This window comes from Gryllotalpicola reticulitermitis, assembly GCF_042651345.1.
Classification (GTDB): domain Bacteria; phylum Actinomycetota; class Actinomycetes; order Actinomycetales; family Microbacteriaceae; genus Gryllotalpicola; species Gryllotalpicola reticulitermitis.
This window is the reverse complement of the sequence record NZ_JBHSCN010000005.1, coordinates 942,237-968,554: the sequence shown is the minus strand read 5'-3', so window position 1 is coordinate 968,554 and position 26,318 is coordinate 942,237. Positions and strand designations below refer to the sequence as shown.

20 protein-coding genes are annotated in these 26,318 nt (G+C 71.4%); 15 read left to right on the top strand and 5 right to left on the bottom strand.

The genetic code is table 11. The annotated features are described in order from the left end of the window. Window positions 1-8: 8 nt before the first annotated feature. From kdpC to ACFOYW_RS11660, 5 genes are all read left to right on the top strand, one after another. Window positions 9-653, top strand: a complete 645-nt coding sequence (gene kdpC / locus ACFOYW_RS11680) for a potassium-transporting ATPase subunit KdpC (protein WP_390229101.1) — start codon at window positions 9-11, stop codon at window positions 651-653. Between the two features lie 10 nt (window positions 654-663). Next, window positions 664-3,291: a DUF4118 domain-containing protein gene (locus tag ACFOYW_RS11675; RefSeq protein ID WP_390229100.1), complete on the top strand. Its 2,628-nt coding sequence runs from the start codon at window positions 664-666 to the stop codon at window positions 3,289-3,291. Beyond that, window positions 3,288-3,980, top strand: coding sequence for a response regulator (locus tag ACFOYW_RS11670; RefSeq protein ID WP_390229099.1), 693 nt, complete (start codon window positions 3,288-3,290; stop codon window positions 3,978-3,980). Before ACFOYW_RS11675 ends, ACFOYW_RS11670 begins: the two co-directional genes overlap by 4 nt. 95 nt (window positions 3,981-4,075) lie before the next feature. After that, on the top strand, window positions 4,076-4,639 hold the full coding sequence (locus tag ACFOYW_RS11665; RefSeq protein WP_390229098.1) for a DUF6611 family protein: 564 nt from the start codon (window positions 4,076-4,078) through the stop codon (window positions 4,637-4,639). Between the two features lie 57 nt (window positions 4,640-4,696). Then, complete coding sequence (locus tag ACFOYW_RS11660; protein ID WP_390229097.1) at window positions 4,697-6,610, top strand: potassium transporter Kup; 1,914 nt, start codon at window positions 4,697-4,699, stop codon at window positions 6,608-6,610. 22 nt (window positions 6,611-6,632) lie between these two features. Here the strand turns inward: ACFOYW_RS11660 and ACFOYW_RS11655 are convergent, their stop codons facing one another. Continuing rightward, window positions 6,633-7,478, bottom strand: coding sequence for a siderophore-interacting protein (locus ACFOYW_RS11655; protein WP_390229096.1), 846 nt, complete (start codon window positions 7,476-7,478; stop codon window positions 6,633-6,635). Between the two features lie 8 nt (window positions 7,479-7,486). Beyond that, window positions 7,487-8,491 carry an iron-siderophore ABC transporter substrate-binding protein gene (locus ACFOYW_RS11650; protein WP_390229095.1) on the bottom strand — a complete coding sequence of 335 codons (1,005 nt, stop codon included), beginning with the start codon at window positions 8,489-8,491 and terminating at the stop codon, window positions 7,487-7,489. A 74-nt stretch (window positions 8,492-8,565) separates the two neighbouring features. Here ACFOYW_RS11650 and ACFOYW_RS11645 point away from each other — a divergent pair, with 74 nt between their 5' ends. The 6 genes from ACFOYW_RS11645 to ACFOYW_RS11620 all read left to right on the top strand — a co-directional run bounded on the left by ACFOYW_RS11645 (window position 8,566) and on the right by ACFOYW_RS11620 (window position 14,489). Then, complete coding sequence (locus ACFOYW_RS11645) at window positions 8,566-9,642, top strand: FecCD family ABC transporter permease (RefSeq protein WP_390229094.1); 1,077 nt, start codon at window positions 8,566-8,568, stop codon at window positions 9,640-9,642. Further along, window positions 9,639-10,691 (top strand): FecCD family ABC transporter permease, encoded by a 1,053-nt coding sequence (locus ACFOYW_RS11640; RefSeq protein ID WP_390229093.1) that lies wholly within the window; start codon window positions 9,639-9,641, stop codon window positions 10,689-10,691. Before ACFOYW_RS11645 ends, ACFOYW_RS11640 begins: the two co-directional genes overlap by 4 nt. Before the next feature lie 19 nt (window positions 10,692-10,710). Then, complete coding sequence (locus ACFOYW_RS11635) at window positions 10,711-11,514, top strand: ABC transporter ATP-binding protein (RefSeq protein WP_390229092.1); 804 nt, start codon at window positions 10,711-10,713, stop codon at window positions 11,512-11,514. Between the two features lie 142 nt (window positions 11,515-11,656). Beyond that, window positions 11,657-12,688 carry an aldo/keto reductase gene (locus ACFOYW_RS11630; protein WP_390229091.1) on the top strand — a complete coding sequence of 344 codons (1,032 nt, stop codon included), beginning with the start codon at window positions 11,657-11,659 and terminating at the stop codon, window positions 12,686-12,688. Between the two features lie 92 nt (window positions 12,689-12,780). Continuing rightward, window positions 12,781-13,092, top strand: a complete 312-nt coding sequence (locus ACFOYW_RS11625; RefSeq protein ID WP_390229090.1) for a helix-turn-helix domain-containing protein — start codon at window positions 12,781-12,783, stop codon at window positions 13,090-13,092. Beyond that, window positions 13,089-14,489 carry a type II toxin-antitoxin system HipA family toxin gene (locus ACFOYW_RS11620; protein ID WP_390229089.1) on the top strand — a complete coding sequence of 467 codons (1,401 nt, stop codon included), beginning with the start codon at window positions 13,089-13,091 and terminating at the stop codon, window positions 14,487-14,489. The genes ACFOYW_RS11625 and ACFOYW_RS11620 overlap by 4 nt, the downstream gene beginning before the upstream one ends. Before the next feature lie 662 nt (window positions 14,490-15,151). On the opposite strand, the gene ACFOYW_RS11615 is transcribed toward ACFOYW_RS11620, so the two are convergent. From ACFOYW_RS11615 to nirB, 3 genes are read right to left on the bottom strand one after another with little or no spacing between them, the layout of a single operon-like run. Beyond that, complete coding sequence (locus ACFOYW_RS11615; RefSeq protein ID WP_390229088.1) at window positions 15,152-16,327, bottom strand: uroporphyrinogen-III synthase; 1,176 nt, start codon at window positions 16,325-16,327, stop codon at window positions 15,152-15,154. Between the two features lie 9 nt (window positions 16,328-16,336). Then, entirely contained in the window at window positions 16,337-17,101 is a 765-nt protein-coding gene (gene cobA / locus ACFOYW_RS11610) for a uroporphyrinogen-III C-methyltransferase (RefSeq protein ID WP_390229087.1), read from the bottom strand. 17 nt (window positions 17,102-17,118) lie between these two features. Next, a complete protein-coding gene (gene nirB, locus ACFOYW_RS11605; protein WP_390229086.1) occupies window positions 17,119-19,701 on the bottom strand; it encodes a nitrite reductase large subunit NirB in 2,583 nt (860 codons plus the stop codon). A gap of 197 nt (window positions 19,702-19,898) precedes the next feature. Here nirB and nirD point away from each other — a divergent pair, with 197 nt between their 5' ends. The 4 genes from nirD (at window position 19,899) to ACFOYW_RS11585 (ending at window position 26,309) form a co-directional block, all read left to right on the top strand. After that, window positions 19,899-20,999 carry a nitrite reductase small subunit NirD gene (gene nirD, locus ACFOYW_RS11600; RefSeq protein WP_390229085.1) on the top strand — a complete coding sequence of 367 codons (1,101 nt, stop codon included), beginning with the start codon at window positions 19,899-19,901 and terminating at the stop codon, window positions 20,997-20,999. Between the two features lie 95 nt (window positions 21,000-21,094). Beyond that, window positions 21,095-22,516, top strand: a complete 1,422-nt coding sequence (locus ACFOYW_RS11595; RefSeq protein WP_390229084.1) for an MFS transporter — start codon at window positions 21,095-21,097, stop codon at window positions 22,514-22,516. Then, a complete protein-coding gene (locus ACFOYW_RS11590) occupies window positions 22,513-24,678 on the top strand; it encodes a molybdopterin oxidoreductase family protein (RefSeq protein WP_390229083.1) in 2,166 nt (721 codons plus the stop codon). Before ACFOYW_RS11595 ends, ACFOYW_RS11590 begins: the two co-directional genes overlap by 4 nt. Continuing rightward, window positions 24,675-26,309 (top strand): FAD-dependent oxidoreductase, encoded by a 1,635-nt coding sequence (locus ACFOYW_RS11585; protein WP_390229082.1) that lies wholly within the window; start codon window positions 24,675-24,677, stop codon window positions 26,307-26,309. Before ACFOYW_RS11590 ends, ACFOYW_RS11585 begins: the two co-directional genes overlap by 4 nt. The last annotated feature ends 9 nt before the right edge of the window (window positions 26,310-26,318 follow it).

The window sequence follows — 26,318 nt, the reverse complement described above, 5'->3', positions numbered from 1 at the left end:
TCACTGACATGCCAACAACCACCCGCGCAACTGTGCGGCAATACTGGGTGGCGATCCGCGCGATGATCGTGCTGACCGCCGGCCTCGGCATCGTGTACCCGCTCGTCATCACGGGCATCGGGCAGCTCGCGTTCCACTCGCAGGCGAACGGATCGAAGGTCACGGACGCCGGCACCACCGTCGGCTCGTCACTCATCGGCCAGTCGTTCACCGACAAGAAGGGCGACCCGCTCACCCAGTGGTTCCAGACGCGCCCGTCGGCGGCGACCACGAACTCGCCGAACGGCTACGACGCGAACGCATCGAGCGGCTCGAACTACGGCCCGAACAACCCCACGCTCGTCAACGAGATCAAAGCGCGCCAGAAGACGATCGAGACGACCTACGGCGTGACCGCGTCACAGATCCCGGCGGATGCCGTCACCGCGTCGGGCTCCGGCCTCGACCCCGACATCTCGATCGCCTACGCGAAGCTGCAGGAGGCGAAGGTCGCCGAGACGCGGGGCATCAGCGAGGCATCCGTCGCGAAGCTCGTGAAAGCGAACACCCACGGCCGCGACCTGGGTTACCTCGGACAGCCGTACGTGAATGCGGTCCAACTGAACCTCGACCTGGCCAAGATGGACCCAGCGGGCAATAACTCAGGGAAGTAAGGGCGGCGAGATGGGCAAGGGCAGGTTGCGGGTGATGCTCGGCGCAGCGCCGGGCGTCGGCAAGACCTACGCCATGCTCGAAGAGGGACGCCGCCTGAAGTCAGAGGGCAAGGACGTCGTCGTCGCGGTCGTGGAGACGCACGACCGCGCGGCGACGGCCGCCATGGTCGAGGGCCTCGAGGTGATCCCCCGTCGCGAGATCGAGCATCGCGGCGTGACGCTCACCGAGATGGATCTCGATGCGGTCATCGCACGGGCGCCCGAGATCGCCCTGGTCGACGAGTTCGCCCACACCAATGCCCCGGGGGCCGAGCACGAGAAGCGCTGGCAGGACGTGCAGGACCTGCTCCGCGCCGGCATCTCGGTGTTCACGACGGTGAACATCCAGCACATCGAGTCCCTGAACGACGTGGTCGAGCAGATCACCGGCATCGTGCAGCGCGAGACGATCCCCGACTCGGTGCTGCGCGCCGCCGACCAGATCGAGGTCGTGGACCTCGCACCGCAGTCGCTGCGCGACCGGCTCTCCGAGGGCCTCGTCTACCCGGCGGCGCGCATCGACGCCGCGCTCTCCAACTACTTCCGGCTCGGCAATCTCACGGCGCTGCGCGAGCTGGCGCTGCTCTGGCTCGCCGACGAGGTCGACACGGCCCTCAACCAGTACCGGCTCGAGCACGGGATCGACTCGAAGTGGGAGGCGAGGGAACGGGTCGTCGTGGCCCTCACCGGCGGGCCGGAGGGCGAGACGCTGGTCCGGCGCGGAGCCCGTATCGCCGCGCGCGCGGCGGGCGGCGAGTTGATCGCCCTGCACGTGACCGGTCAAGAGGGACTGCGCGAAGCCCACCCCGGCGCCCTCGCCGCGCAGCGCGCCCTCGTGGAGAAGCTCGGCGGCAGCTACCACCAGGTCGTCGGCGACGACGTGCCGGCCGCACTCGTCGAGTTCGCCCGCGCGAGCAACGCGACCCAGCTCGTGATCGGCGTCTCCCGCCGCAGCCGGCTGCTCGCCTTCCTCACCGGGCAGGGCGTCGGTCAGACGGTGATCCGGGCATCCGGCGACATCGACGTGCACATCGTGACGCACGGTGCCGCCGGTACCCACCAGCTCGTCCTGCCGCGAGCGCGCGGGGCGCTGAGCGCCCGTCGGCTCGTCTACGGCTTCGTCGTCGCGCTCATCTTCGGGCCGGCCCTCACGGCCGCGCTCTGGTACCTGCGTGACCCCGATGCGCTCACGAGCGACACGCTCGCGTTCCAGCTGCTCGTCGTGATCGTCGCGCTGATCGGCGGGATCTGGCCCGCGCTGTTCGCGGCCGTGCTGTCGGGCTTCACGCTCGACTTCTTCTTCGTCGAGCCGTATTACACGATCACGATCGCCCGGCCGCTGCACCTCTTGGCGCTGCTGCTCTACGTCGTCTCCGCGGTGCTCGTGAGCTTCGTCGTCGATCAGGCGGCCCGTCGCAGCAGAGCCGCCCGGCGCTCCGCCGCCGAGTCGGAGGTGCTGGCGACCGTCTCAGGAAGCATCATCCGCGGCGGCGACACGATCGCGGCGCTCGTCTCGCGCGCCCGCGAGGCGTTCGGGCTCACCGCCGTGATGCTGCGCGCCAACGACGGCACGCTCGTCTACGGCGACGGGCAGGCGCCCGACGAGCCCGACGAGTCCGACGAGTCCGACCCTGGCGGCGGGGGCGGGGGCGACGACGAGGCCGGCCCGGGTTCGGACGCCGCGTCGGACGACGAAACCGAAGCGGAAGAAGTCGGCCCGGCCGTCTACCCCGTCGGCGAGCGCGCCTTCCTCGAGCTGTACGGGCCCGAACTGCAGAGCTCGAACCGCCGCATCCTCAATGTGATCGCGACGCAGCTCGACGCGGCGCTCGAGCACCGCGATCTCAGCGACGCGGCGGAGCAGCTCGGGCCTCTGGCCGAGACCGACCGCGTGCGCACCGCCCTGCTCGCGGCGCTCGGCCACGATCTGCGCCGACCGCTCGCCGCCGCGACAGCGGCCGTGACGAGCCTGCGCTCGCATCAGATCACGCTCTCGCCGCGCGACACGGCCGAGCTGCTCGAGACGGCGCAGGCGAGCCTCGAGAACCTGAACGCCCTGGTCACGAACCTCCTGGACGTCAGCCGCGTGCAGGCCGGGGTGCTCGCCGTCAACCTCGCGGACATCGACGTCGACGACGTGCTGCCGTCGGCACTCGAAGAGCTGGGGGTCTCGCCCGGTGGCGTCGTGCTCGACGTGCACGAGGACGTGCCGCCCGCGCGCGCCGACCCGGTGCTGCTGCAGCGCGTGCTCGTCAACCTGCTCGCGAACGCCCTGAGGTTCTCGGCCGCACCACCGCTGCTCAGCGTCAGCAGTTTCGACGAGCGTGTGCAGATCCGGGTCGTCGACTCCGGCCCCGGCGTCCCCGACGAGCGCAAAGAGGCGATCTTCCAGCCCTTCCAGCGCGAGGGCGACACCGACAACAGCACGGGCATCGGGCTGGGCCTCGCACTGTCGCGCGGCTTCGTCGAGGGCATGGGCGGCACCCTCGACGCCGAGGACACGCCGGGCGGCGGCCTCACGATGGTCGTCGAGCTGCCGAGCGCCGCATCCGTCCCCGCAGCCGCACCCGCACCCGCAGAGCTGGAGTCGAACGCATGAGAATCGTCGTTGCCGATGACGACAAGCAGATCCTCGGGGCGCTGCGCATCATCCTGACCGCGCGGGGCTACGACGTCATCACGGCCCACAACGGCAAAGAGGCCCTCGACCTCGTCATGACCGACCACCCCGACCTCGTGATCCTCGACCTGGGCATGCCGCAGCTGGACGGCCTCGCCGTCATCCAGGCCATCCGCGGCTGGTCGACGGTGCCGATCCTCGTCGTGTCCGGGCGCGCGGATTCCGCGGAGAAGGTGGAGGCGCTCGACCTCGGGGCGGATGACTACGTCACGAAGCCCTTCGCGACCGATGAGCTGCTCGCCCGCGTCCGCGCGCTCGGCCGGCGGCAGAGCGGTCAGGACGACAGCCCCGTGGTCCGCTTCGGCGACGTGACCGTGGACCTCGGCAACCGGCGCGTCACGCGGGGAGCCGGCGCGGCGGAAGCATCCGTTCGCCTCACTCCCACTGAGTGGCAGATGCTCGAGGTGCTCGTGCGCAACCCCGACAAGCTCATCCCGCGCGAAACGCTGCTGATCGAGATCTGGGGGCCAAACCACACGGCCGACACGGGCTACCTGCGCCTCTATCTCTCGCAGCTGCGCAAGAAGCTCGAGCCCGAGCCGTCGAAGCCGCGCTACCTGCTCACGGAGTCGGGCATGGGCTACCGCTTCTCCCCCGACCGCACGTAGCCCGGCGTTAGCGGCGCGTTAGAGTTCCCGGGTTTGCCGTTACGGTTCCGTCAGGGGGCGGCGCCGTCGGACTTCCCGCGGCCCAGGCTGGCTGCATGTTCAACAGTGTTGCGGCGGCCCCCGCAGCAAGCGCGGCACAGCGGATGCCTCGCTGGGCGCGTCGCCTCATCGACGGGCCGCACCCGTGGGGCGCGATCCAGATCGCGCCAGTCGATCGCACCGGCCGTGCGCTGCGCTATCGGCTCATCGTCTACCCGCCCGGCATCACCGACGCCGAGCGGCGCTGGCTCGTGCTGCACAGCCGCTGGCCCGCGATCGGCACCACGCTGGGCGTCGCGGTGAGCGCCGTCCTCGGCGAGGTCATGAACGGCTGGGCTGCTCTCGCGATCGGTGCGGCCGTCTTCCTCGCGGGCGCGTTCGCGACGACCGTCGCGTGCGGGGGCGCGCGACGCGGCACCCGGCGTCTGACGGCGACCGTCTTCAACGCGATGGGCTACCACGAGGTGTGCGGTGACCTGGAGACGATCGAACGCTGCGCCGGCATCCTCGTGGCCCTCGATGCGCGTCGCGGGCCCGACGGCTTCCGCACGATGAGCCCGGTCGAGTACGAGCACCTCTGGGGTCGCGTGTACGACGAGCTCGCGGCACCCGCGGCGTAAGGATTCCGTTAGGAAGTCACTCGCTGCCTGCACCGCCGCCCTAGGCTTCTGCGAGTGATGAGCACCAGACGCGATGTCGGCACGCTCCGCTTCGCGTTGATCATCGGCGCCCTCGGTGTCGTGTTCGGCGACATCGGCACGAGCCCGATCTATACCCTGCAGACCGTCTTCAGTCCGACCGACCCGCACCCCGTGCCGCTCAACACCACGAATCTCTACGGCGTCGTGTCCCTGATCGTCTGGTCGATCGTGCTGATCGTGACCGTCACCTACGTGCTGCTGGCGATGCGCATGGACAACCACGGCGAGGGCGGCATCATGGCGCTGCTCACCCTGCTGCGCCGGTGGGCGCGGGCCAGCCGCACCCGCGCGATCAGCATTCTCGCGGGGCTTGCGGTGCTCGGCGCCGCCCTGTTCCTCGGCGACAGCATGATCACGCCGGCCATCTCGGTGCTCTCCGCGGTCGAGGGCCTCAAGACCATCAACCCGGGCTTCGGCGACGTGGTCGTTCCGATCACCGCGGTGATCCTCATCGTGCTGTTCCTCGTGCAGAAGTACGGAAGCGCCGTCGTCGGGCGCCTCTTCGGGCCCGTCATGGTGCTCTGGTTCGTGGCCGTCGGGGCGCTCGGCATCCTCGGGATCGCGCACGAGCCGGGAATCCTCCGAGCGCTGTCGCCGACTTATGCAATCGAGTTCATGTTCGGCCACTTCCACATCGCGTTCTTCTCGCTCGGCGCGGTCGTGCTGTCGGTGACCGGCGCCGAAGCTCTCTACGCCGACATGGGCCACTTCGGGCGGCGCCCGATCACGCTCGGGTGGCTGTTCCTCGTGTTCCCCGCCGTGCTGCTCAGCTATCTCGGCCAGGGCGCGCTCCTGCTTCAGAATCACGCGAATCTCTCCGCGCCGTTCTTCCTCCTCGCGCCGGGGTGGGGGCGAATCGGGCTCGTCATCCTCGCCACCGCCGCGACGGTCATCGCCTCGCAGGCGGTCATCTCCGGCGCGTTCTCGGTCGCCGCGCAGGCCGCGAGCCTCGGGTATCTGCCGCGACTGCGCGTGCAGCACACCTCGACGTCAGCGGCCGGCCAGATCTACGTTCCGTGGATGAACTGGCTGCTGATGGTGTCGGTGCTGGTGCTCGTGTTCGCGTTCCGCAGCTCCGCCGCGCTCGCGTTCGCCTACGGCATGGCCGTCACGGGCACCATCACGATCACGACCATCTTGTTCTTCTACCTCGCGCGGCGCCGCTGGGTAAAGACGCCGGCGTGGCTGCTGTGGAGCGGCGCGGTCATCCTGCTCGTCATCGACCTGCTGTTCGTGGCGGTGAACCTCACGAAGTTCGTGCACGGCGCGTGGCTGCCGCTCGCGATCGGCCTCGCCGCGTTCACGATCATGACGACATGGCAGCGGGGGCGCCAGCTCATCACCGAGCGCCGCACGGGGGCAGAAGGCTCGCTCCTCGATTTCGTGAGCCACCTGCGGGACAACCCCGATCTCGCCGCCCAGGTGCCGGGCACGGCGATCTTCCTGAACCCCGGCAGCGAGACGACCCCGCTCGCCCTGCGCGCGAACGTCGAGCACAACCACGTCCGGCACGAGCGCGTCGCGATCGTCTCGGTCGAGACGGAGACCGTGCCGCGCGTCCCACGGAACAAACGGTTCATCGTCGACGACCTGGGCGACCCGACCGACGGCATCATCCACATCACGATCCGGTTCGGCTACACCGAGCGGCCCAATGTGCCGCGTGCGCTCGGTACCCTCTCGCCCAAGCTCTCAGAGGGTCGCCTCGACCTCGCTCACGCGACCTACTTCCTGTCGAAGATCGAGCTGCGGCAAGGCGACGGCCCCGGCATGGCGGCGTGGCGCAAGCGACTCTTCCTCGCGGCATCGCACATCACGACGGACGCCAGCGACCACTTCGGGCTGCCCCGCAACCGGGTCATCGTGATGGGTTCCCAGATCGAGCTCTGAGGCCGGGCATGCCGGGCGCGCGTCAGCTCGCGCGGAAGCTCGAGTCGCGGTCGGCCCGCCAGTACGCGCAGAAGTCGATGCGCCGGTCGTCGACCCCCGCGGCGCGACCCGCGCGGCGCGCCGCGAGCGCGAGCTTCGCCTCCCCGACGGCGTACAGATAGCTCGACGCATCGATGGCCGCATCGTCGAACGCGGCTATCGCGAGCGATCCGGCAGGCGCGCGGTGCGGGCGAACGAGCCACTCGACGTCGGCGTCGGGAACCGAGGGGGAGAGCGTGCGGATGTCTGCGGCATCCGTCACCTCGATCAGATACCGCGCCGCCCGATCGCCGAGCGCCCGCGCGATGCCCTCGACGCCCGGCAGGCCGCTCTCGTCGGCGATGACGGTGATCGGATGCTCGCCGGCCGGCACGTTGAAGATGCGGCCCTGGTCGAGCAGCCCCACCTCGTCGCCGACCGTCGCGCCCACCGCCCAGCCGGCCGCAGTCCCGTCGACCGTGCCGGAAGCCGAGCGGTGGATCACGAAGTCCACGTCGAGCAGCCACCGGCCGCCGTCGCTGCGGGCGTCACGGATCGTGTAGTTCCGAACCTCCGGCCGCACGGACTCGTCCATGCCGAGCCAGCGCGAATACCACCCCTCGGCAGGGCCGTCGGGAAGCACGAGTCGTCCGTCTGCGCGGGGCAGGAACAGTCGGAACCACTGGTCGAAGCCCTGGTACTCGAAGTCGTCCTCGAAACCGTCGCCGGTGCTCGCGAGCGTGATGCGCACGAAGCCGGGTGAGGGCTGCGTGGTCGCATGCACGGCGAGGCGCCGAACGGATGCCTGACGCGGTCGCACCGCGCGCCCCGAGGTCAACTGCTCTGTCATCGGGCGGGTTACTTCCCGAGCGGGGTCTGCTCGATCATCGGGACGAGCTTGTCGAGCGCGTACAGCTCCGCTCCTGGCGTGCCGTCGGAGTACGCGTTCGACAGCGTGCCGTCGACGACGACGTCGCGGCCGGCCTTGACGGCGGGCACGGCCTTCCATTGGGCATTGCCGGTGATCTGCGAACTCGGGATGAAGATCGGGAACGCCACGATCAGGTTCGCGTCGAGCAGGTTCAGCTGCTCGTCGGAGATCGACACCGAGAATCCGCTGGAGTTCGGCTTCATCTTGGCGATCGTCGGCGACAACGTGAAGCCGAGGCGCTCGAGGAACTGAACGCGGACGTCGCCGTTGGTGTACGCGCCCCAGCCGTCGCTCGTGCGGGTAGCGACGGTGACGGACTTGCCCTTCCAGCCGGGGTGAGCCTGTGCCGCGGCCGTGAAAGCGGCGTCGACCTTGTCGAGCAGCGCCTGGCCCTGCGCCTTCTCGCCGAGGGCCTCGGCGATCATCGTGGTCTCCTGCTGGGTGGTCGTGAGGTAGTTGTCGCCGCCCTTCGGAACGCCGACCGTCGGCGCGATCGACGAGAGCTTCTGATAGCGGGCCGCGTCCCCGGAGCTGCGCACGTCGAGGATCAGGTCGGGGTGGAGGGCCGCGATCTGCTCGTAGTTGGGCTGCAGGGTGCCGATGATCGTCGGCTTGGTCGTGTACTTGCCCGAGTCCCACGGCCCGGCGCCGTTGCCGCCGAAGCCGAGCCAGTCGGAGGCGCCGACCGGCTGCACGCCCAGCTCGAGCGCCGTCTCGGCGTCGCCCCAGCCGAGCGCGACGATCCGGGTCGGCTTCTTGGTGATCTTGACGTCGCCGAATTTGGTGGGGATCGAGACCGGGTACGCCCCGGTGGTGGAGCTCGCCGACGGCGATGATGAAGACGACCCGGCGTCGCTGCCGGAGCCGGAGCAGCCGGTGAGCACGAGCGCGGCGGCGGCGAGGGCCGCAGCGGCGGCCAGGACTTTCTTCATCGGGTTTGAGAGCCTTCCATACGGGTGAGATCGACCAGCACGGGCCGAACAGCAGGTTAGCCTAACCTAAGTTCTTGAAGAGGGAAGAGAGGAAGAACGTGAGCGTCCCAGCATCCGTTCGTCCTCGCTCGACCCCGCGCCCGACCACCGCACGCCGTGCCGCCCGGTGGACCGCGCTCGTGGTGGCTCTCGCCCTGCTCGCGGTCGCGGTCATCGCGAGCCTCGCGATCGGCTCGCTTCCCGTGCCCCCCGCGAGCGTGTGGGCCGCGCTGACCGGCGGCCACGTCAGCGCCGCGGATGCCGCAGCGGTGGTCGACCTGCGACTCCCCCGCACCGTGATCGGCCTCGCCGTCGGCGCAGGTCTCGGCGGCGCGGGCGCGATCGTGCAGGCCGTCACGCGGAACCCGCTCGCCGACCCCGGCATCCTGGGCGTCACCTCCGGCGCGGGCTTCGCCGTCGCGCTGGCCGTCGCCGCCGCGGGCGTCACCGCACCGGCGGGCTACCTCTGGTTCGCCCTCGCCGGAGCCCTGCTCACCACCGTCGCCGTGTTCGCCATCGGTTCGGCGGGCACCGGCCGTGCTCGACCGGAGCAACTGCTGCTGGCAGGAGTCGCGCTGAGCGCCGTGCTCGCGGGGATCGTGTCCGCGATCCAGCTCTCCGCACCCCGCCGCTTCGAGACGCTGCAGGTCTGGGCGGCCGGCAGCCTGCGGGACCGCGACTGGAACACTCTCGTGCCCGCGCTTCCCGTGCTCGCCATCGGGGCGATCCTCGCGATCGCTCTCGGCGGTCCGCTCAACGCACTGGCCCTCGGCGAGGATCGCGCCGTCGCGCTCGGCTCGTCGGTGACGCGCACGCGCATCGTCTCGATCGCCGCCGTCACGCTGCTCGCCGGCGGCGCGACGGCCATCGCCGGGCCGATCGCCTTCGTGGGCCTCATGATCCCGCACGTCGCTCGCTGGCTCACCGGCCCCGATCAGCGCTGGATCATCGCGCTCTCGCTCGTCCTCGCACCGATTCTGCTGCTGATCGCCGACATCGCCGCCCGCCTGGTGCTCTGGCCGGGCGAAGCGCCCGTCGGACTCGTCACAGCGTTCCTCGGCGCGCCCGCGCTCATCGCGCTCGTGCGCCGCGGGCGGGTGAGCGGGCTGTGACGGGCGCGGTGTCGACGCTGCGGGCGGCTCAGGCGCACCGTGCACCCGGCCGTTCGCGCCGCGTGCTCGCGGCATCCGTGAGCGCTGCCGTCGCCCTTGCACTCGGCCTGGTGGCCCTCGGCATCGGCGACTACCCGCTCTCGATCGCCCAGGTGGTGCACGCGCTCGTGCACGACGACGGCTTCGCGACCACGGTCGTCGTGCAGTGGCGACTGCCCCGGGTCGCCGCCGCCCTCGTCTTCGGCGCAGCGCTCGGCGTCTCGGGCGCACTGTTCCAATCGCTGACCCGCAACCCCCTCGGCTCGCCCGACGTCATCGGCTTCTCGAGTGGCTCGTACACCGGCGTGCTCATCGGCATCACGCTGCTGCCGGGGCTCGGCATCGCGACCGGCATCTGGGCGCTGGCGGGCGGCATCCTCAGCGCGCTCATCGTGTATCTGCTCGCCTATCGCCGCGGGGTGCACGGCATCCGCCTCATCGTCACCGGAATCGGCGTGACCGCGATGCTGCAGGCGCTGAACGTGTGGCTGCAGCTGCGCGCCCAGACCGACGTGGCGATGACCGCGTCGTTCTGGGCGGCCGGCTCGCTCGGCACGGTCGCCTGGCCGGGGCTGTGGCTGACCTTCGCGGCCCTCGCCGCCTGCGCCGTGCTGGTGCTCGCCGCCATCCGCCCGCTGCGGCAGCTCGAACTCGGCGACGACCATGCCGCCGCGCACGGTCTGCGGGTCGAGGCGGCGCGCCTCGGCATCGTGGTGCTCGGCGTCGTGCTCACCGCGCTTCCCACCGCGGTCGCCGGCCCGATCGCGTTCGTGGCGCTCGCGTCGCCTCAGGTGTCGAAGCGGCTCGCGGGCGGGGCCGGCCTTCCGATCGGCCAATCGGCGCTCACGGGGGCCGTGCTGCTGCTCGCCTCCGATCAGCTCGCGCAGCACGCCCTGCCGCAGGAGATCCCGGTCGGCATCGTCACGATCGTGCTCGGCGGGCTCTATCTGATCGCGCTGCTGGCACGCGGCGCGCGCGGCCCGCGCGGTGTGCGAGGCGGCCGCGCATGAGCGCAGGAACGGAGACCACATGACGGATGCATCAGCCCCCGCGCACCTCGAAGCCGAGCACGTCAGCCTGTCGTACGACGGCGCGGCGCAGGTCGTCAGCGACCTCGACGTGTCGATCACACCGGGTTCGTTCACGGTCATCGTCGGCCCGAACGGCTGCGGCAAGTCGACACTGCTGCGAGCCTTCGCCCGCCTGCTCAGCCCGCGTGCCGGTACGATCCTGCTCGACGGCACCGACATCGCGAAGCACCGGCCGAAGGACGCGGCGAAGCGCGTCGGGCTGCTGCCGCAGGACTCACAGGCTCCCGACGGCATCACCGTCGCCGAGCTGGTCGCACGCGGACGCTACCCGTACCAAGGACTGTTCCGCTCGGCATCCGCCGATGATGAGGCGGCCGTCGCGGCCGCCATGCTCGCGACCAGCGTGACCGACTTCGCCGACCGCCCCGTCGCCGAGCTGTCAGGCGGCCAGCGGCAACGCGTCTGGGTCGCGATGGCGCTCGCCCAGCAGACGTCCGCCCTGCTGCTCGACGAGCCCACGACCTTCCTCGACATCGCGCACCAGATCGAGCTGCTCGAACTGTTCGAACGTCTGCACCGCGAGGGCCGCACGCTCGTCGCCGTGCTGCACGACCTGAACCACGCGGCGCGCTACGCGACCGAGCTGATCGCGATGAGAGACGGCCGCATCGTCGCGCACGGCAAGCCCGCCGACATCGTCACGGCCGAGCTCGTCGAGGAGGTCTTCGGGCTGCCCTGCGTCGTCGTCCCCGACCCGGTGACGGGAACCCCGCTGGTCATCCCGCTCAAAGGGCAGCGCTGACGGGCCACCATTGACGGGCCACCGCTGACGGGCCACCGCCGAGGCGCTCATCGCGACCCCGGCTGGGACCGATGATGACCGGACGGGTACACCATGGCCGGGTACACCATGGATGGACCAGCACAGATCGGAAAGCAGGAACATGCACTACCGGACTTTGGGTAACAGCGGCACCGTCGTCTCTGAGCAGACTCTCGGCACCATGACCTTCGGCGCAGAGGCCGACGAAGAGGCATCCCACGCCATCATCGACGCGTTCCTCGCGGCGGGCGGCAACTTCATCGACACCGCCGACGTCTACAGCAGAGGGGCGTCGGAGACCATCATCGGCCATTGGCTCGCCGCGCACCCGACCGAGGCGCGCGATGTCGTCATCGCCACCAAAGGTCGCTTCCCGATGGGCGACGGGCCGAACGACGTCGGCCTCAGCCGCCGCCACCTCGGGCGCGCGCTCGACGACTCGCTGCGCCGGCTCGGCGTCGAGCAGATCGACCTGTACCAGATGCACGCCTGGGACGCGCACACCCCGATCGACGAGACGCTCGGCTTCCTTGCCGAGGCCGTGGCGAGCGGAAAGATCGCGTACTACGGATTCTCGAACTACCTCGGCTGGCAGCTGACCAAGGCGGTGCACGTTGCGAAGGCGCACGGCTGGGCCGCCCCGGTCACACTGCAGCCGCAGTACAACCTGCTGGTGCGCGACATCGAGCACGAGGTGGTTCCGGCCGCCGCCGACGCGGGCATCGGCCTGCTGCCCTGGTCGCCGCTCGCAGGCGGCTGGCTGAGCGGCAAGTACCAGCGCAACGTCGACCCGAGCGGTGCGACGCGGCTCGGCGAGGACCCGAAGCGCGGCATGGAGGCGTGGGAGGCGAGGAATGCCGACGAGCGCACGTGGCAGGTCATCGATACGGTGAAGCGGATTTCTGACGCCCGCGGCGCCTCGATGTCTCAGGTCGCGCTCGCCTGGGTCGGGGCGCAACCGGCCGTGACGAGCGTGATCCTCGGTGCGCGCACGGTCGAACAGCTCACCGACAACCTCGGCGCGGTCGATGTCGAGCTCTCGATCGACGACCTCGCCGAGCTGTCGGCGGCGAGCCACCCGCGCGTCGATGACTACCCGTACGGCCGTGCCGGCGTGGCGCAGCGCGACCGGAAGCTCACGGGCGGGCGGTGAGCCCGGGCCGCCAGCGCCGCATCAGACGTCGCCATTGGTAGCTATATTGACCATTAGACCCGATAATGATCAGTGAAACTACCGGAGGGGCAATGGTCACGAAGTCTCGGATGCTGGAAGCCGATCTGCGTGCGCTGGGTCTGCACCTCGCCCAATGGCGAAAGGTGCGGGGGCTGACGGCGCAGATGGTCGCCGAACGGGCCGGCATCACGAGGGCGACGCTCCGGGGCATCGAGAACGGCACCGGCGCGCAGCGGTGGGACAGCATCATGGCGGTGATGCGCGTGCTCGACGTCGCCCGCCTGGTCGTCGACGCGACCGACCCGCTGAGCACCGATGTCGGGAGGGCCAACGCCGAGCGGATCCTGCCGACGCGAGTCATCCCCGGAAGGACGAGCCGGTGACCGACACCAGTGTCTTCGTCGAACTGCCGGGCGGCGAGACCGTTCTCGCGGGCTGGATCCACTTCCAGATCAACCCCGGGGAGTACAAGCCCACGATCAACTTCGAGTACGCCCAGGACTACCTCGGCGCGCCCGGCGCATATGCGTTCTCGCCCGACCTCCCGCTCAACGCCGGGTACCAGAGCGCACCGATGCAGCGCGAGACGTTCATGGCGCTGGCCGACGTCCAGCCCGACAGCTGGGGGCGCCGACTCCTGCAATCCGAATCCCGCCGCGCGGCTCGGGAGGCAGGCATCCGCTGGGAGCCGCCGACGGGCCTTGACCTGCTGCTCGCGGTCCCCGACATCACCCGCCAAGGGGCGCTGCGGTTCAAGGCCGATCCCTCGGGCCCGTTCGTGTCGGAGGTGAACACCCGTGTGCCGAGCGTCGTCGACCTCGAAGACCTCGTCGCAGCCGCCGAGAGATTCGAGCGGGGCGACTACGACCTGGACGACACCTCGATCAGGCAGCTGGTCCAGGTCGGCACCACTCAGGGCGGCGCAAGGCCCAAGGCCATCGTCGAAGACGACGAAGGGCGCCTTGCGATCGCCAAGCTGCCGCACCCGGAGGACCGCTGGGACGTGATGCGGTGGGAGGCCGTGGCGCTTCAGCTGGCCGCGGACTCCGGCATCGAGACGCCCCCGTTCAAGCTGCACTCTCTCAGCGACTTCCGCGCGGTGCTCACGGTCACCCGCTTCGACCGAACGCCCACGGGCGGCAGGATCGGGTACCTGAGCGCCAAGGGGCTCATGCTCGCCGACGACGGCGCGCCGGTCGACTACACGCTCCTGGCCGATCACCTCACCGAGATCAGCGCGTCGCCCACGCATGACGCGGAGCAGCTGTTCCGCCGGGTCGCGCTGTCGCTCCTCGTCAGCAATGTCGACGACCACATGCGCAACCACGGGCTGCTTCGCGGTGCAGCCGGCTGGCGCATCAGCCCGGTGTTCGACGTGAATCCGTTCCCGATGGAGACGGGCGTCGACTCCACCCCGGTGTCTCCCGAGGACGACCCGTACAGCCGCGATCTTCGACTCCTCATCGAGAACTGCGGGCACTTCCGGCTCACGACGGCCCGTGCGGCCCGGATCATCCGCGAGGTCGAGCTGGCGAGCGCGGAATGGGCGCACGTCGCCGGGCGATTCGGCGTGGAGCACGACAGTATCGCGAGAATGGCTCGCGCGTTCGAGAACGAGAATCGAGACCGGGCCCGCGCGATCGCGGACCAGCTGCCGGGCTCCGCGGCCGACTCGGACGAGCGCACGCCGGCGGGCTCCTCATCGAGGTGGGTCCCGGCGCACATCCGCAACGGGAAGCCGGTGAAGGGCTACCTCAGGGGCACGGGCCAAGCGCGCTGAGACGCCAGAACGAATCCAGGCCCCCGATTCGTCGGGGGCCTGGATCTCTTTCGGAATTCTGCGAATAACTCGGCTGAGTTTCGCGAATACCCCACTGTGCGCGAGGGGGGAGTTGAACTGCACTCGGCCCCCTCGCGCACAGGAGCACGAATGGGCGTTCAGGCCCGGAAAATCAACGTTCTGGAGCGCATCGCCTGTGGATAACAGCATCGCGATGCACGCGCCTACACCCTGCTTAGCACCGGAATTAGCATTTTTGGGCCGTTGGCGACCCCGTCGCGAAGCCCGATCCAGCAAAGCAACGAACATCCGCCCAGGGTGCGTAAGAGGATCCTTCAGCGGGGATGCACCGACGGGGTTGTGGTTCTTGAGGCACTGGCCGTTGGGGCAGCGGTCCTTGGGTTCATCAGCCTCTGACACACAACAAGCAGCAGCCTTCAACCCTGGCGCCGGTGCGCAGGCCACGTTCGGTGGTAGATACGCTGCAAGGCGAGCATTCTCAGTTACTTCGTTACTTGACGAACTCGCCATGGGCCCGCCAACTCCTCGAGAATTCGCCGCCTCGGCGGAGAACCTGTAAACACGTGTAGGTGCTCAGGGAAAGGCGCCGGGCCGGGTCGTTCTAGCGAAGCCATTCGTTGGCCGGGGAGGGGCGCCGAGGATCAACGAATAAGGCGGTAGCCGCGTTTGACGACGGTCTCGACGAGCTTCGGCTCGGGGAGGCTCTGGCGCAAGCGGCTGATCGCGACGTCCATGCCGTGTTCGTCGAGCGGTTCGGGGGCGGCGAGCGCGAGTCGGTCGCGCGGCACGATCGCTCCGCCCGCATGGACGAGGCGCCGGAATAGTGCGAGCGACACCGGCGAGAGCGCCACCCGCATCCCGCCGATCTCGGCGACGCGACCGCGCAGCAGCACCGAGCCGAATGCCGTCTCGACGCACAGCACCCGCGACGTCTCGAGCTCGTCGCAGACCAGCTTGATGAGCGCGCCCATGCGGAAGCGCTCGGGAACGACCGGCTCGATGCCGTGCTCAAGCAGCGGCTCGGCTGTCACCGGGCCGACGGCGGCGGCGAGCACCGGCACGGGCGCTGCACCCGCGCCTGCACCCGAAGATGCGGCATCCGCCCCGAACGCCGCGAGCAGCTCGTCGAGCCGCCCCTCGCGCTCGGCCGCCCGCAGCAGGGCGTCGGCCGCGGGGGCGCTCGTGAACGTCACCGCGTCGACGGCGCCCGCGGCGATCGCCGCGACGAGCCGCGCGACGCGGGCCTGGTCCTCGTGCTCCTGCCAGAAGTACGGGCGGACGGTGAGGACGGATGCCCCGGCATCCCTCAGCCTCGCCAGCTGGCCCGAGTCGGTCGCTCCGTGCAGCTGCACGGCGACCGTGGTGCCGCGCACGTCACCGGCGAGCACCATGTCGATCAGCGACTCGGTGGTCTCGCGCTCGCTCATGCCGCTGTCGTCGAGCCCGGCGGCGCGCACCGCGCCGCGCGCCTTCGGGCCGCGCACCAGCACGCGCGCCGCCGACAGCACCTCGACCAGCTCGTGGCCGAAGCCCGCGGCGTCCGCCGCCTCGAACCAGCGCCGCAGGCCGTACGACGTGGTCGCCAGCAGGATCGCGGGTCGCGCCGCGATGATCGCCCGTGTCTCGCGCTCGAGGTGGCCGTCGTCGGCGACGCCGGCCATCTTGATGGTCGGCGCGTGCAGCACCTCGGCGCCGCGTCGCTCGAACGCCGCGATGAGGTCCTCCGAGCGCCGGTCGCTCGTCACCCCGATCCTGAAGCCCTCGAGCTGATCGGGGCGGAAACCCGGGGGCTGTGCCGCGCCCTCGATGTCGTCCACGCGCCGAGCCTATGCGCCCGCCTCGGCGAGCAGGGAGTGCAGGTCGACGGAGGCCTGCCGCACGACCTCGCCGATGACGACGACCGCAGGCGAGCGCGGCTGCACCTCGCCCAGCACGCGCACGAGCTCGCCGAGCGTCGCCACCGTCGTGCGCTGGTCAGCGTGGAAGCCGCGCTCGATGATCGCGAACGGCATCGTGCCCGGCATGCCGTGCCTCAGGAGGCCCGCGCCGAGCTGCGGCAGCGTGCCGATGCCCATCAGCACGACGATCGTGCCGCCGAGCTTCACGAGCGCGTCGAGTTCGTCGGCGGTGAGCGGCACGTGCCCGCTGATCACCGTGAACGCGCGGCTCACCTCGCGATGGGTGACGGGCAGTCCGACGGATGCTGGCACGGCGATCGCGCTCGTCACCCCGGGCACCACCCGCGTCGGGATGCCGTGCTCGCGGCACGCCGCGAGCTCTTCGCCGCCGCGGCCGAAGACGAAGGGGTCGCCGCCCTTGAGCCGCACCACGGCGCGGCCGGTGATCGCGTGCTCGACGACGAGGCGATTGATCTCTTCTTGTGGCACGGCGTGGTGGCCGGGCGTCTTGCCGACATCGATGAGCAGCGCGCGCGGCGCCCATTCCTCGAGCTGCTCGCGCGGAGCGAGGCGGTCGTAGAGCACGACGTCGGCGGCGGCGAGCGCCTTGAGCGCGCCGACGGTCATGAGGTCCGGGTCGCCGGGGCCGCCGCCGACGAGAGTCACGGTCCCCGAGGGGACGGCATCAGGCATCTGCTCGCACCTCTCGCTCATCGTGCACGCACCGGGATCGTCGCGCCGAGTAAAACCTTCTCATCAGCGGAGGCCGGGCGCGACTGGCCGCGTCCGTCGGGCACGCGCATCACGGCGGGGTCGCCGTCGGCGGGCGCGTTCACGAAGGAGCGGAAGCGGCGCAGCCGCTCGGGGTCGGCGAGGGTCGCGGCCCACTCGTCCTCGTAGCTGCCGATGTGTCGGGCCATCGCCGCCTCGAGCTCTGCCGCGATTCCGAGCGAGTCCTCGACGACGACCTGGCGCACGTGCTCGAGGCCGCCGGGCAGCTCCTCCTGCCAGCGGGCGGTGCGCTGCAGGCGGTCGGCGGTGCGGATGTAGTACATGAAATAGCGGTCGATGTAAGCAAGCAGCGTCTCGTCGTCGAGCCCCTCGGCGAGCAGCTGCGCATGGGCAGGCGTCATGCCGCCGTTGCCGCCGACCCAGAGCTGCCAGCCGTTCGCCGTGGCGATCACGCCGACGTCCTTGCCGCGCGCCTCGGCGCACTCCCGCGCGCAGCCCGAGACCCCCATCTTCAGCTTGTGCGGCGAGCGCAGCCCGCGGTAGCGCAGCTCGAGCTGCACCGCCATGCCGACCGAGTCGAGCACGCCGTAGCGGCACCAGGTCGAGCCCACGCACGACTTCACGGTGCGCAGGCTTTTGCCGTATGCCTGCCCCGACTCCATCCCCGCGTCGATCAGCCGCTGCCAGATCTCGGGCAGCTGCTCGAGCCGCGCGCCGAACAGGTCGATGCGCTGGCCGCCGGTGATCTTCGTGTACAGCCCGTAGTCGATCGCGAGCTGCGCGATGACGGCGAGCTTCTCGGGCGTGATCTCGCCGCCGGGGATGCGCGGCACGACGGAGTACGTGCCGTCCTTCTGCATGTTCGCGAGCGCGCGGTCGTTGGTGTCCTGCAGGGCGCCCGCGCCCTCGTCGAGGATGTAGCGGCTGGTCTGGGTCGCGATGACGGATGCCACGACCGGCTTGCAGATGTCGCAGCCGATGCCGCCTGCGACGAAGCGCTCGAGCACCTCGCCCACGGTCTGGAGGCCGAGGATCCGCACCGACTCGAACAGCTCGGCGCGGCTCATCGCGACGTGCTCGCACAGCGCCCGCGAGACCTCGACGCCGCTCTTCACGAGCTCCTGGTCGAGGATCTTCTTCACGATCGGCACGCACGAGCCGCACTGGGTGCCGGCGCGCGAGCAGCTCTTCAGCTCGCCGAGCTCGATGCAGCCCGCGGCGATGTGCTCGCGGATGCTGCCCGCGCTGACGTTGTTGCACGAGCAGACCTGCGCGGCATCCGGCAGCTCGGCCGAGGTCGGCGGCTCGGCGCCCGCGGCGGCGAGGTAGGCGCCGGGCTCCGCGGGCAGCTCGGTGCCGAGCAGCGGCCGCAGCGCGAGGTAGGGCGAGGCGTCGCCGACGAAGATGCCGCCGAGCAGGGTCTTGGCGTCGTCGGCGACGACGACCTTCTGGTACAGCCCGCGGGCCGGGTCGGCGTAGACGACCTCGAGGGCGCCCTCGGCCGCGGCGCGCGCGTCGCCGAAGCTCGCGACCTCGACGCCCGAGAGCTTGAGCTTGGTCGCGTCGTCGATGCCGGGGAAGGTGGCCGTGCCGCCGAGCAGCCGGTCGGCGACGACTTCGGCCATGGCGTTCGCGGGGGCGACGAGGCCGACCGTGCGGCCCTCGTAGGCGGCGACCTCTCCGATCGCCCAGACCCCGGGTGCGCTCGTCGCGCAGGCGTCGTCGATCAGCACGCCGCCGCGCGGCGCGAGTTCGAGGCCGGCGGCGCCCGCGAGCTCGTCGCGGGCCGTGATGCCGATCGAGAACACGACGACGTCGGCGGCGATCGCGCGGCCGTCGCTGAGACTCACGCCCGTCACGGCGCCGGAGGGCGCGATCAGGATGCCGGTCGGCCGCACCCCGAGCTCGAGCTCGATGCCCCGCGCCGAGATGAGGCGGCCGAGCGCCCGGCCGGCGCCCTCGTCGAGCTGCGAGCTCATCAGCCACGCGCCCGAGTGCACGATCGCGGCGCCGCCGCCGAGCGCGGCCATGCCGCCCGCGGCCTCGAGCCCCAGCAGTCCGCCGCCGACGACCACCACGCGGGGCGCCCGCCCGAGCCGCCCGCGCAGCGCGCCGATCTCGGTGACGAGCGCGTCGACGTCGTCGATGGTGCGGTAGACGCGCCCCGCCTCGGCGTTCTCGACGGGCGGCACCGTCGCCGCCGAGCCGGTCGCGAGCACGAGCTCGTCGTAGGCGACCGCCGTTCCGTCGTGGAGCTCGACGCGGCGGGCATCCGTATCGATCGCGGTCGCGCGCCGCCCGCTCAGCAGCGTGACGTGCGCGGATGCCCACAGCGCGAGGTCGCCGAGCGTCAGGTCGACGTCGCCTGCGAGGCGCTTCGAGAGCTGCACGCGGTCATAGGGCGCATGCACCTCCTCGCTGATCACCGTGAGGTGCAGCCGCTCGCCGGCATCCGGGCGCGAGCTCAGGGCGTCGACCAGCCGGTGTGCGGCGGGGCCGCCGCCGATGACGACGATGCGACGGATGTCCCGCCGGGGCTCGACACAGGTGTCTCGACTCATGCCGACGACGATATGAACCCGCTTTTTCCCCGCTGTTGCGCCGGTGTGACGGGTTGTGTCCGAATCCTCACAGCGAGATCCGCGGCTCGTGAGGACTTTGTTACGCAGAGGTCATCGCTCGTGACGACGCGGAAACGCGCCTTTCCTAGCTTCTTCCCCAAGCGCTTCGGCGCACCAGGTGAATGAAGGAGGCATGGATGTCGATCATCGAGTCCCCCGCAGTGCGGCGCCACGGCGTCACCCCGCTCGCCGCGCGATGGAGCGCCGTGTGCCGCCTCGACCAGCTCGAGCCGCTCTGGGGCGAGGCGGTGCTGCTGCCCGACGGGCGCCAGGCCGCGCTGTTCCTGCTTCCCGGTGGCCGCCTGTTCGCCTGCGACAACCTCGACCCGGAGGCCGGCGCGATGGTGATGTCGCGCGGACTCGTCGGCACACGCACCGTCGCAGGGGAATCCCGCCCCACCATCGCCTCGCCGCTGCACAAGGATGTCTACGATCTCGAGACGGGCCGCTGCTACACGGACCCCGAGTTCGCGCTGCCGCTGTGGCGGGTGCGGGTGCGTGACGGGGTCGTCGAGCTCGCGCCGATGCCCGTGCTCGTCGCCGCCTCGCACGGCACCGACTCGATGCCCGGCCGCGCCGCCGTCGCGGCGCTCGTCGCCGAGGTGCGGCAGGCGGCGCCCGGCATCCGTATCGAGGACGCCTTCGTCGATGTCCAGCAGCCGGATGTCCCCAGCGTCGCCGCCGGAATCGAGGGGGACGCCGTCCTCGTGCCGCTGCTGCTCTCCGCCGGCTACCACGTGCGCGTCGACCTCGCCGAGGCGGCGGACGGCCACCGCGACGACACGCGTGACGCGGCCGTCGCCGCGGCGCTCGGCCCCGACGCGCGGCTCACGGCCGTGCTGCTGCGCCGACTGCGAGAGGCCGGCTGGGAGCCGGGCGACCCGGTGGTCCTCGCGGCCGCCGGCTCGACCGACCCCGCCGCCGTCGCCGACTGCCGCATCGCCGCCGAGCTGCTCGCCCACGAGATCGGCGCTCCGGTCCCGGTCGGCTTCGTCTCGGCCGCGCAGCCGCCGCTGCGCGACGCGGTCGAGGCCGCGCGGGCGGATGCCGGCGCCCACGGCCGCATCGCCGTCGCGAGCTACCTCCTCGCCCCTGGCTACTTCCACGGCCTCGCCGCGAAGCTCGCCCGCGAGGGCGGCGCCGAGCTGGTGAGCGAGCCGCTGCTCGAGGCATCCGCACCACCGCCCATCGAACTCGTCGAGATCGTGCTCGCGCGCTTCACCGCCGCGCTCGGCTGATCCGCTTCCGCCGGTCGACTCGCGCGCAGCGCGAATGGAGACCGAGCCCGCTCCACCCTCTTTTTCCTTCCGCGAGCCCACAGGGAGCTACCCCCATGTCTGCAACGAGCACCACCACCGAATCCGTGCCCGCTCTCGCACCGGCCTCGGGCGCATCGACGGCCCCCGGCCTGACCCTGCTGCCCAGCCGTTGGATCGACGGCTGGGACCCCGAGAACGCGACCCAGTGGGAGAACGGCGGCAGTGCGATCGCGGCCCGCAACCTGCGCTGGTCGATCTTCGCCGAGTTCCTCGGCTTCGTGGTGTGGCAGCTGTGGAGCATCGTCGTCGTCTCGCTGCCGACGGCCGGCTTCCACTACTCGGTGGGCCAGACCTTCTGGCTGATCTCGATGCCGAGCCTCGTAGGGGCGACACTGCGCTTCCCCTACACCTTCATGGTGCCGAAGTTCGGCGGCCGGAACTGGACCATCGTCTCGGCGTCGCTGCTGATCATCCCGGCGACCGCCCTCGCGATCGCGCTGGCGCACCCCTCGACGCCGTTCGGCGTGATGCTGCTCGTCGCAGCGCTCGCGGGCTTCGGCGGCGGCAACTTCGCGAGCTCGATGGCGAACATCACCTACTTCTACCCGCAGCGCACGAAGGGCTGGGCGCTCGGCCTGAACGCCGCGGGCGGCAACATCGGCGCCGCGGTCGCGCAGCTGCTCGTGCCGATCCTTGTCACGCTCACCGCCGGCGCCACACTCAACCTGCCGATCGCCGGATGGTTCTGGCTGCCGCTCATCGCCATCGCGATCGTGGGAGCGGCGACCCGCATGAACAACCTCACCGGGGCGAAGGCCGACCTCGCGGCATCCGTCGCCGCCATCCGCGAGCCGCACCTGTGGCTGCTGGCCCTGCTCTACATCGGCACCTTCGGCTCCTTCATCGGCTTCTCGGGCGTCTTCCCGAAGCTCATCGCGGACGAGTTCCCTCAGTTCTCCGCCATCCACGTCGGCACGATCGCCTTCTCGCTCGCCTTCCTCGGCGCGGCGGTCGGCTCGCTCTCGCGGCCCTACGGCGGCCGGCTCGCCGACCGCTTCGGCGGCGCCCCGATGACCGCGATCGCCTTCGTCGTGATGGCGGCGGGAACGACCGCCGCGGTGCTCACGCTGCCCGCGCACAACTTCGCGATCTTCCTCGTCTGCTTCCTCGTGCTCTTCGTCGCGAGCGGGGTGGGCAACGGCGCGATGTACCGCATGATCCCGACCGTGTTCGCACTGCGGGGCGGCTCGGCCGATGCGCACCGCCACGGCGGCGACGTGAGCACGCAACGCAAGGCATCCGCCGCCCTCGGCATCGTGGCGGCCTTCGGCGCCTACGGCGGATTCCTCGTGCCGCAGCTGCTCGGGGCATCCAAGTCACACTTCGGCGACTACGCCCACGGCCTGTGGTGGTTCGTCGCCGCCTATGCCGGATTCTTGGGCGTCACGCTCATCGCCTACGTCGTGCCCGCCGCCCGGAAGCGCTCCCGCCTGTGAGCGACACGCACTGCCCCTACTGCGCGCTGCAGTGCGCGATGCGGCTCACGCCCGTCACGGCCGGCAGCGACGATGGCTTCGACAAGCTCAACCATCGGGCGGCCCCCGTGACGGTCTCGCCCCGCGAGTTCCCGACGAACCGCGGCGGCCTGTGCCGCAAGGGATGGACCTCGGCCGAGCTGCTCGCACGGCCCGGCCGGGTGGTGCATCCGCTCATCAGGCAGCCGGACGGCTCCTTCGCCGAGGCGGCCTGGGATGCCGCGCTCGAGCTGATCGCCGAGCGGCTGCGCGCCGCGCGGGCCACCTTCGGGCCCGACGCGGTCGCGGTCTTCGGCGGGGGCGGGCTCACCAACGAGAAGGCCTACCAGCTCGGCAAGTTCGCCCGCCTCGCGCTCGGCACGAGCCGCATCGACTACAACGGCCGCTACTGCATGTCCTCGGCGGCGGCCGCCGGCAACAGGGCCTTCGGGCTCGACCGCGGGCTGCCGTTCCGCGTCACCGACCTCGACGAGGCCCGCACGATCATGCTGATCGGCTCGAACCCCGCCGACACCATGCCGCCCTTCACCCGCCACCTCGAGGGGGCGCGCGAGGCCGGCGGCCTGATCGTCGTCGACCCGCGGCAGACCACCACCGCCAAGCTGACGCAGGACGGCGCCGGCATCCACCTGCAGCCGGCCCCCGGCACCGATCTCGTGCTGCTGCTCGGCCTCACCCACCTCGTCATCGCCGAGGACCTCGTCGACCGCGCGTTCATCGACGCCCGCACCGAGGGATTCGCCGCCCTGCGCCGCTCCGTCTCGCAGTGGTGGCCCGAGCGGGTGGCATCCGTCACCGGCGTGCCCGTCGAGCTGCAGCGCCGGGTCGCGCGCCGCCTCGCCGAGGGCGGCGCCTACCTGCTCACCGGGCGCGGGGTCGAGCAGCACGTCGACGGCACCGACACGGCGACCGCCGCGATCAACCTCGCGCTCGTGCTCGGCCTCGTCGGCTCGGCCGACGGCGGCTACGGCACCATGACCGGCCAGGGCAACGGCCAGGGCGGCCGGGAGCACGGCCAGAAGGCCGACCAGCTGCCGGGCTATCGCAAGATCACCGACCTCGCCGCGCGCGCCCACGTCGCCGCGGTGTGGGGCGTCGAACCCGAAACGCTGCCGGGCCCGGGGATTCCCGCGACCGAGCTGCTCGGACTGCTCGGCCGACCGGGCGCCCGAGGCGGCGTGCGCTGCCTGCTGGTGCACGGCTCGAACCTGCTCGTCTCCTCTCCGGACGTGAACGCGGTGCGCGCGGGGCTCGCGGGCCTCGACCTGCTCGTCGTCTGCGACTTCGTGTTCAACGAGACCGCCGCCCTCGCCGACGTGGTGCTGCCCGTGCCGCAGTGGGCGGAGGAGGAGGGCACCATGACCAACCTCGAGGGCCGGGTGCTGCGCCGTCAGGCCGCGATCGCGCCGCCCGCCGAGGCCCGCAGCGAGCTCTGGATCATGGCCGAGCTCGCCCGCCGCCTCGACGCGCCGAGCACCTGGCCGACCGACCCCGCCGTCGTGTTCGACGAGCTGGCGCTCGCGAGCGCCGGCGGCATCGCCGACTACTCCGGCCTCAGCCATGCGCGCCTCGACGCCCAGCTCGCCGCGGGCCGCGCCGCCTACTGGCCGTTCGCCGCGGGCGCCACGGACGAATCGGAGGGCACGCCCCGGCTCTTCGCCGACGGCTTCGCACACCCCGACGGGCGCGCCCGGCTCGTCGCGGTGAAGGTCCGCAGCGAGATCGCGGATGTCCCGGCCGGACCCGCCGACGACGAGCTCACCCTCATCACCGGCCGGCTGCTCGGCCACTACCAGTCGGGTGCGCAGACGCGGCTCGTCCCCGAGCTGCTCGAGGCGGCACCCGAGGCGCTACTCGAGATCCACCCCGCAACGGCGGCGCGCCTCGGTCTCGGCGACGGCGCGGCCGTCGAGCTCTCCAACGAGCACGGCCGGGTCGAGTGCCGCGTGGTCTTCGCCCCCGGCATCCGCCCGGACACGGTGTTCCTGCCCTTCCACTTCGCCGGCGACGAGAGCGTGAACCGGCTGGTCGCCGCGGCCTGCGACCCCATCTCGGGCATGCCGGAGTTCAAGCGCAGCCGCGTGCGGGTGCGCGCGCTGACCGGGGAGGCGGCCACCGCATGAGAGTCGTCGTGATCGGCTACGGCCCCGTGGGCGCGCGCTTCGTCGAGGAGCTGCTGCCCGCCGTCGAGGCCGGTGGCGTCGAGCTGACGGTCGTCGGCGCCGAGCCTCACGATGCCTACAACCGGGTGCTCATGGCCGAGTACGCCGTGGGCCGATCGACCCGGGAGCGCCTCGAGACCACCGACACCGAGTCTGCTGCGGCGGCGGGCGTCCAGTTCCGCCTCGGCGCCGCGGTCGTCGCGATCTCGCCGAAAGAGCACGTGATCCACCTACAAAGCGACGACCGGGGCCGCGAGCGACTGCCCTACGACCGGCTCGTCTTCGCCACCGGCGCGCGGGCGAACGTGCCGACCCTCGACGGACTCGAGCGCTCCCGCCGCGACCGGCTGGCCGTCGCCCGCGAGCCGGCCCTGGTCGACGCGGGCGCCCGCCCACTGCCGCGCGGCATCGTCGCCATGCGGACCCTCGAGGACGCCGAGACCGTGCGCGCGCACCTCGAAAGCCACCCCGGCGCCGACGTTGTGGTGCTCGGCGCCGGGGTCCTCGGAATGGAGTTCGCCCTCGCGGCGGCCGAGGTCGGGGCATCCGTCGCCGTCGTCTACCACGACGGCGTGCCCATGGGCCGCAACCTCGACCAGGGTGCCGGGCGCGTGCTCGCGCGACTCTCGACCGCCGTCGGCATCGCGATGCACCCGCACGCACGCGCCGAGGAGGTGCTGCTGCGCGACGACGACCACGGCCGCCAGGTATTCGACGGCCTGGTGTGCGCCGACGGCACGGTCGTGCGCGGCTCGCTGCTGGTGCTCTCCTGCGGCGCGAGCGCCCGCACCGAGCTGGCCGCCGCCGCCGGGCTGCGCGTCGCGGCGGGCATCGTCGTCGACGAGGAGCTGCGCTCGTGGAGCGACCCGGATGTCTACGCCATCGGCGACTGCGCGCAATCCGTCTCTCCCGCCGCGGTCGACGAGTCCGTCCGCGCGGACCCGGCCGGGCGACTTCCCGGCGGCCCGAGCGGACTCGTCGGGCCCGGCTGGCGGCAGGCGGCGTGGCTCGCGGCCCGTCTCGCGGACGAGTCGCTCGGGCTGCAGGCATCCGTCACCTCGCTCGAAGCCGAGCGCCCACCCATCGTGATGCTCAAGGCCGAGGGCCTCGACGTGGTCGCCGCGGGCAACGCGAAGCCCGACATCTGGGACGACGTCGACGCGCACGGATGCGCGCACCACGACCGCCGCATCAGCCAGTGGGCCGACCCGCTCGCCGGGCGCTACCTGAAGCTCATCACCGAGGGCGATCGCGTCACCGGCTTCGCGTGCGTCGGGCTGCCGCGCACGGGCGCCGAACTCACCCTGATGTTCGAGCAGGGCGCCCCGCTGCCAGCCGACCGCTCCGTGCTGCTCCGACTCGACGGCCCCGACGCGGCCTCCTCCGACGCGGGTGCGCTCGGCCCGGAATCCGTCGTCTGCACCTGCAACGGCGTCACGGCCGCCCGCATCACGGATGCCGCAGCCGCAGGCTGCGTGACAATCGACGCTGTCGGCCGCGCCACTCGAGCCGGCACCGGCTGCGGCGGCTGCCACGACAGGATCCAGGCACTCATCGACAGCGCCGAACCCGTGCGCGTCGCGGCCGACTGACCATCCGCG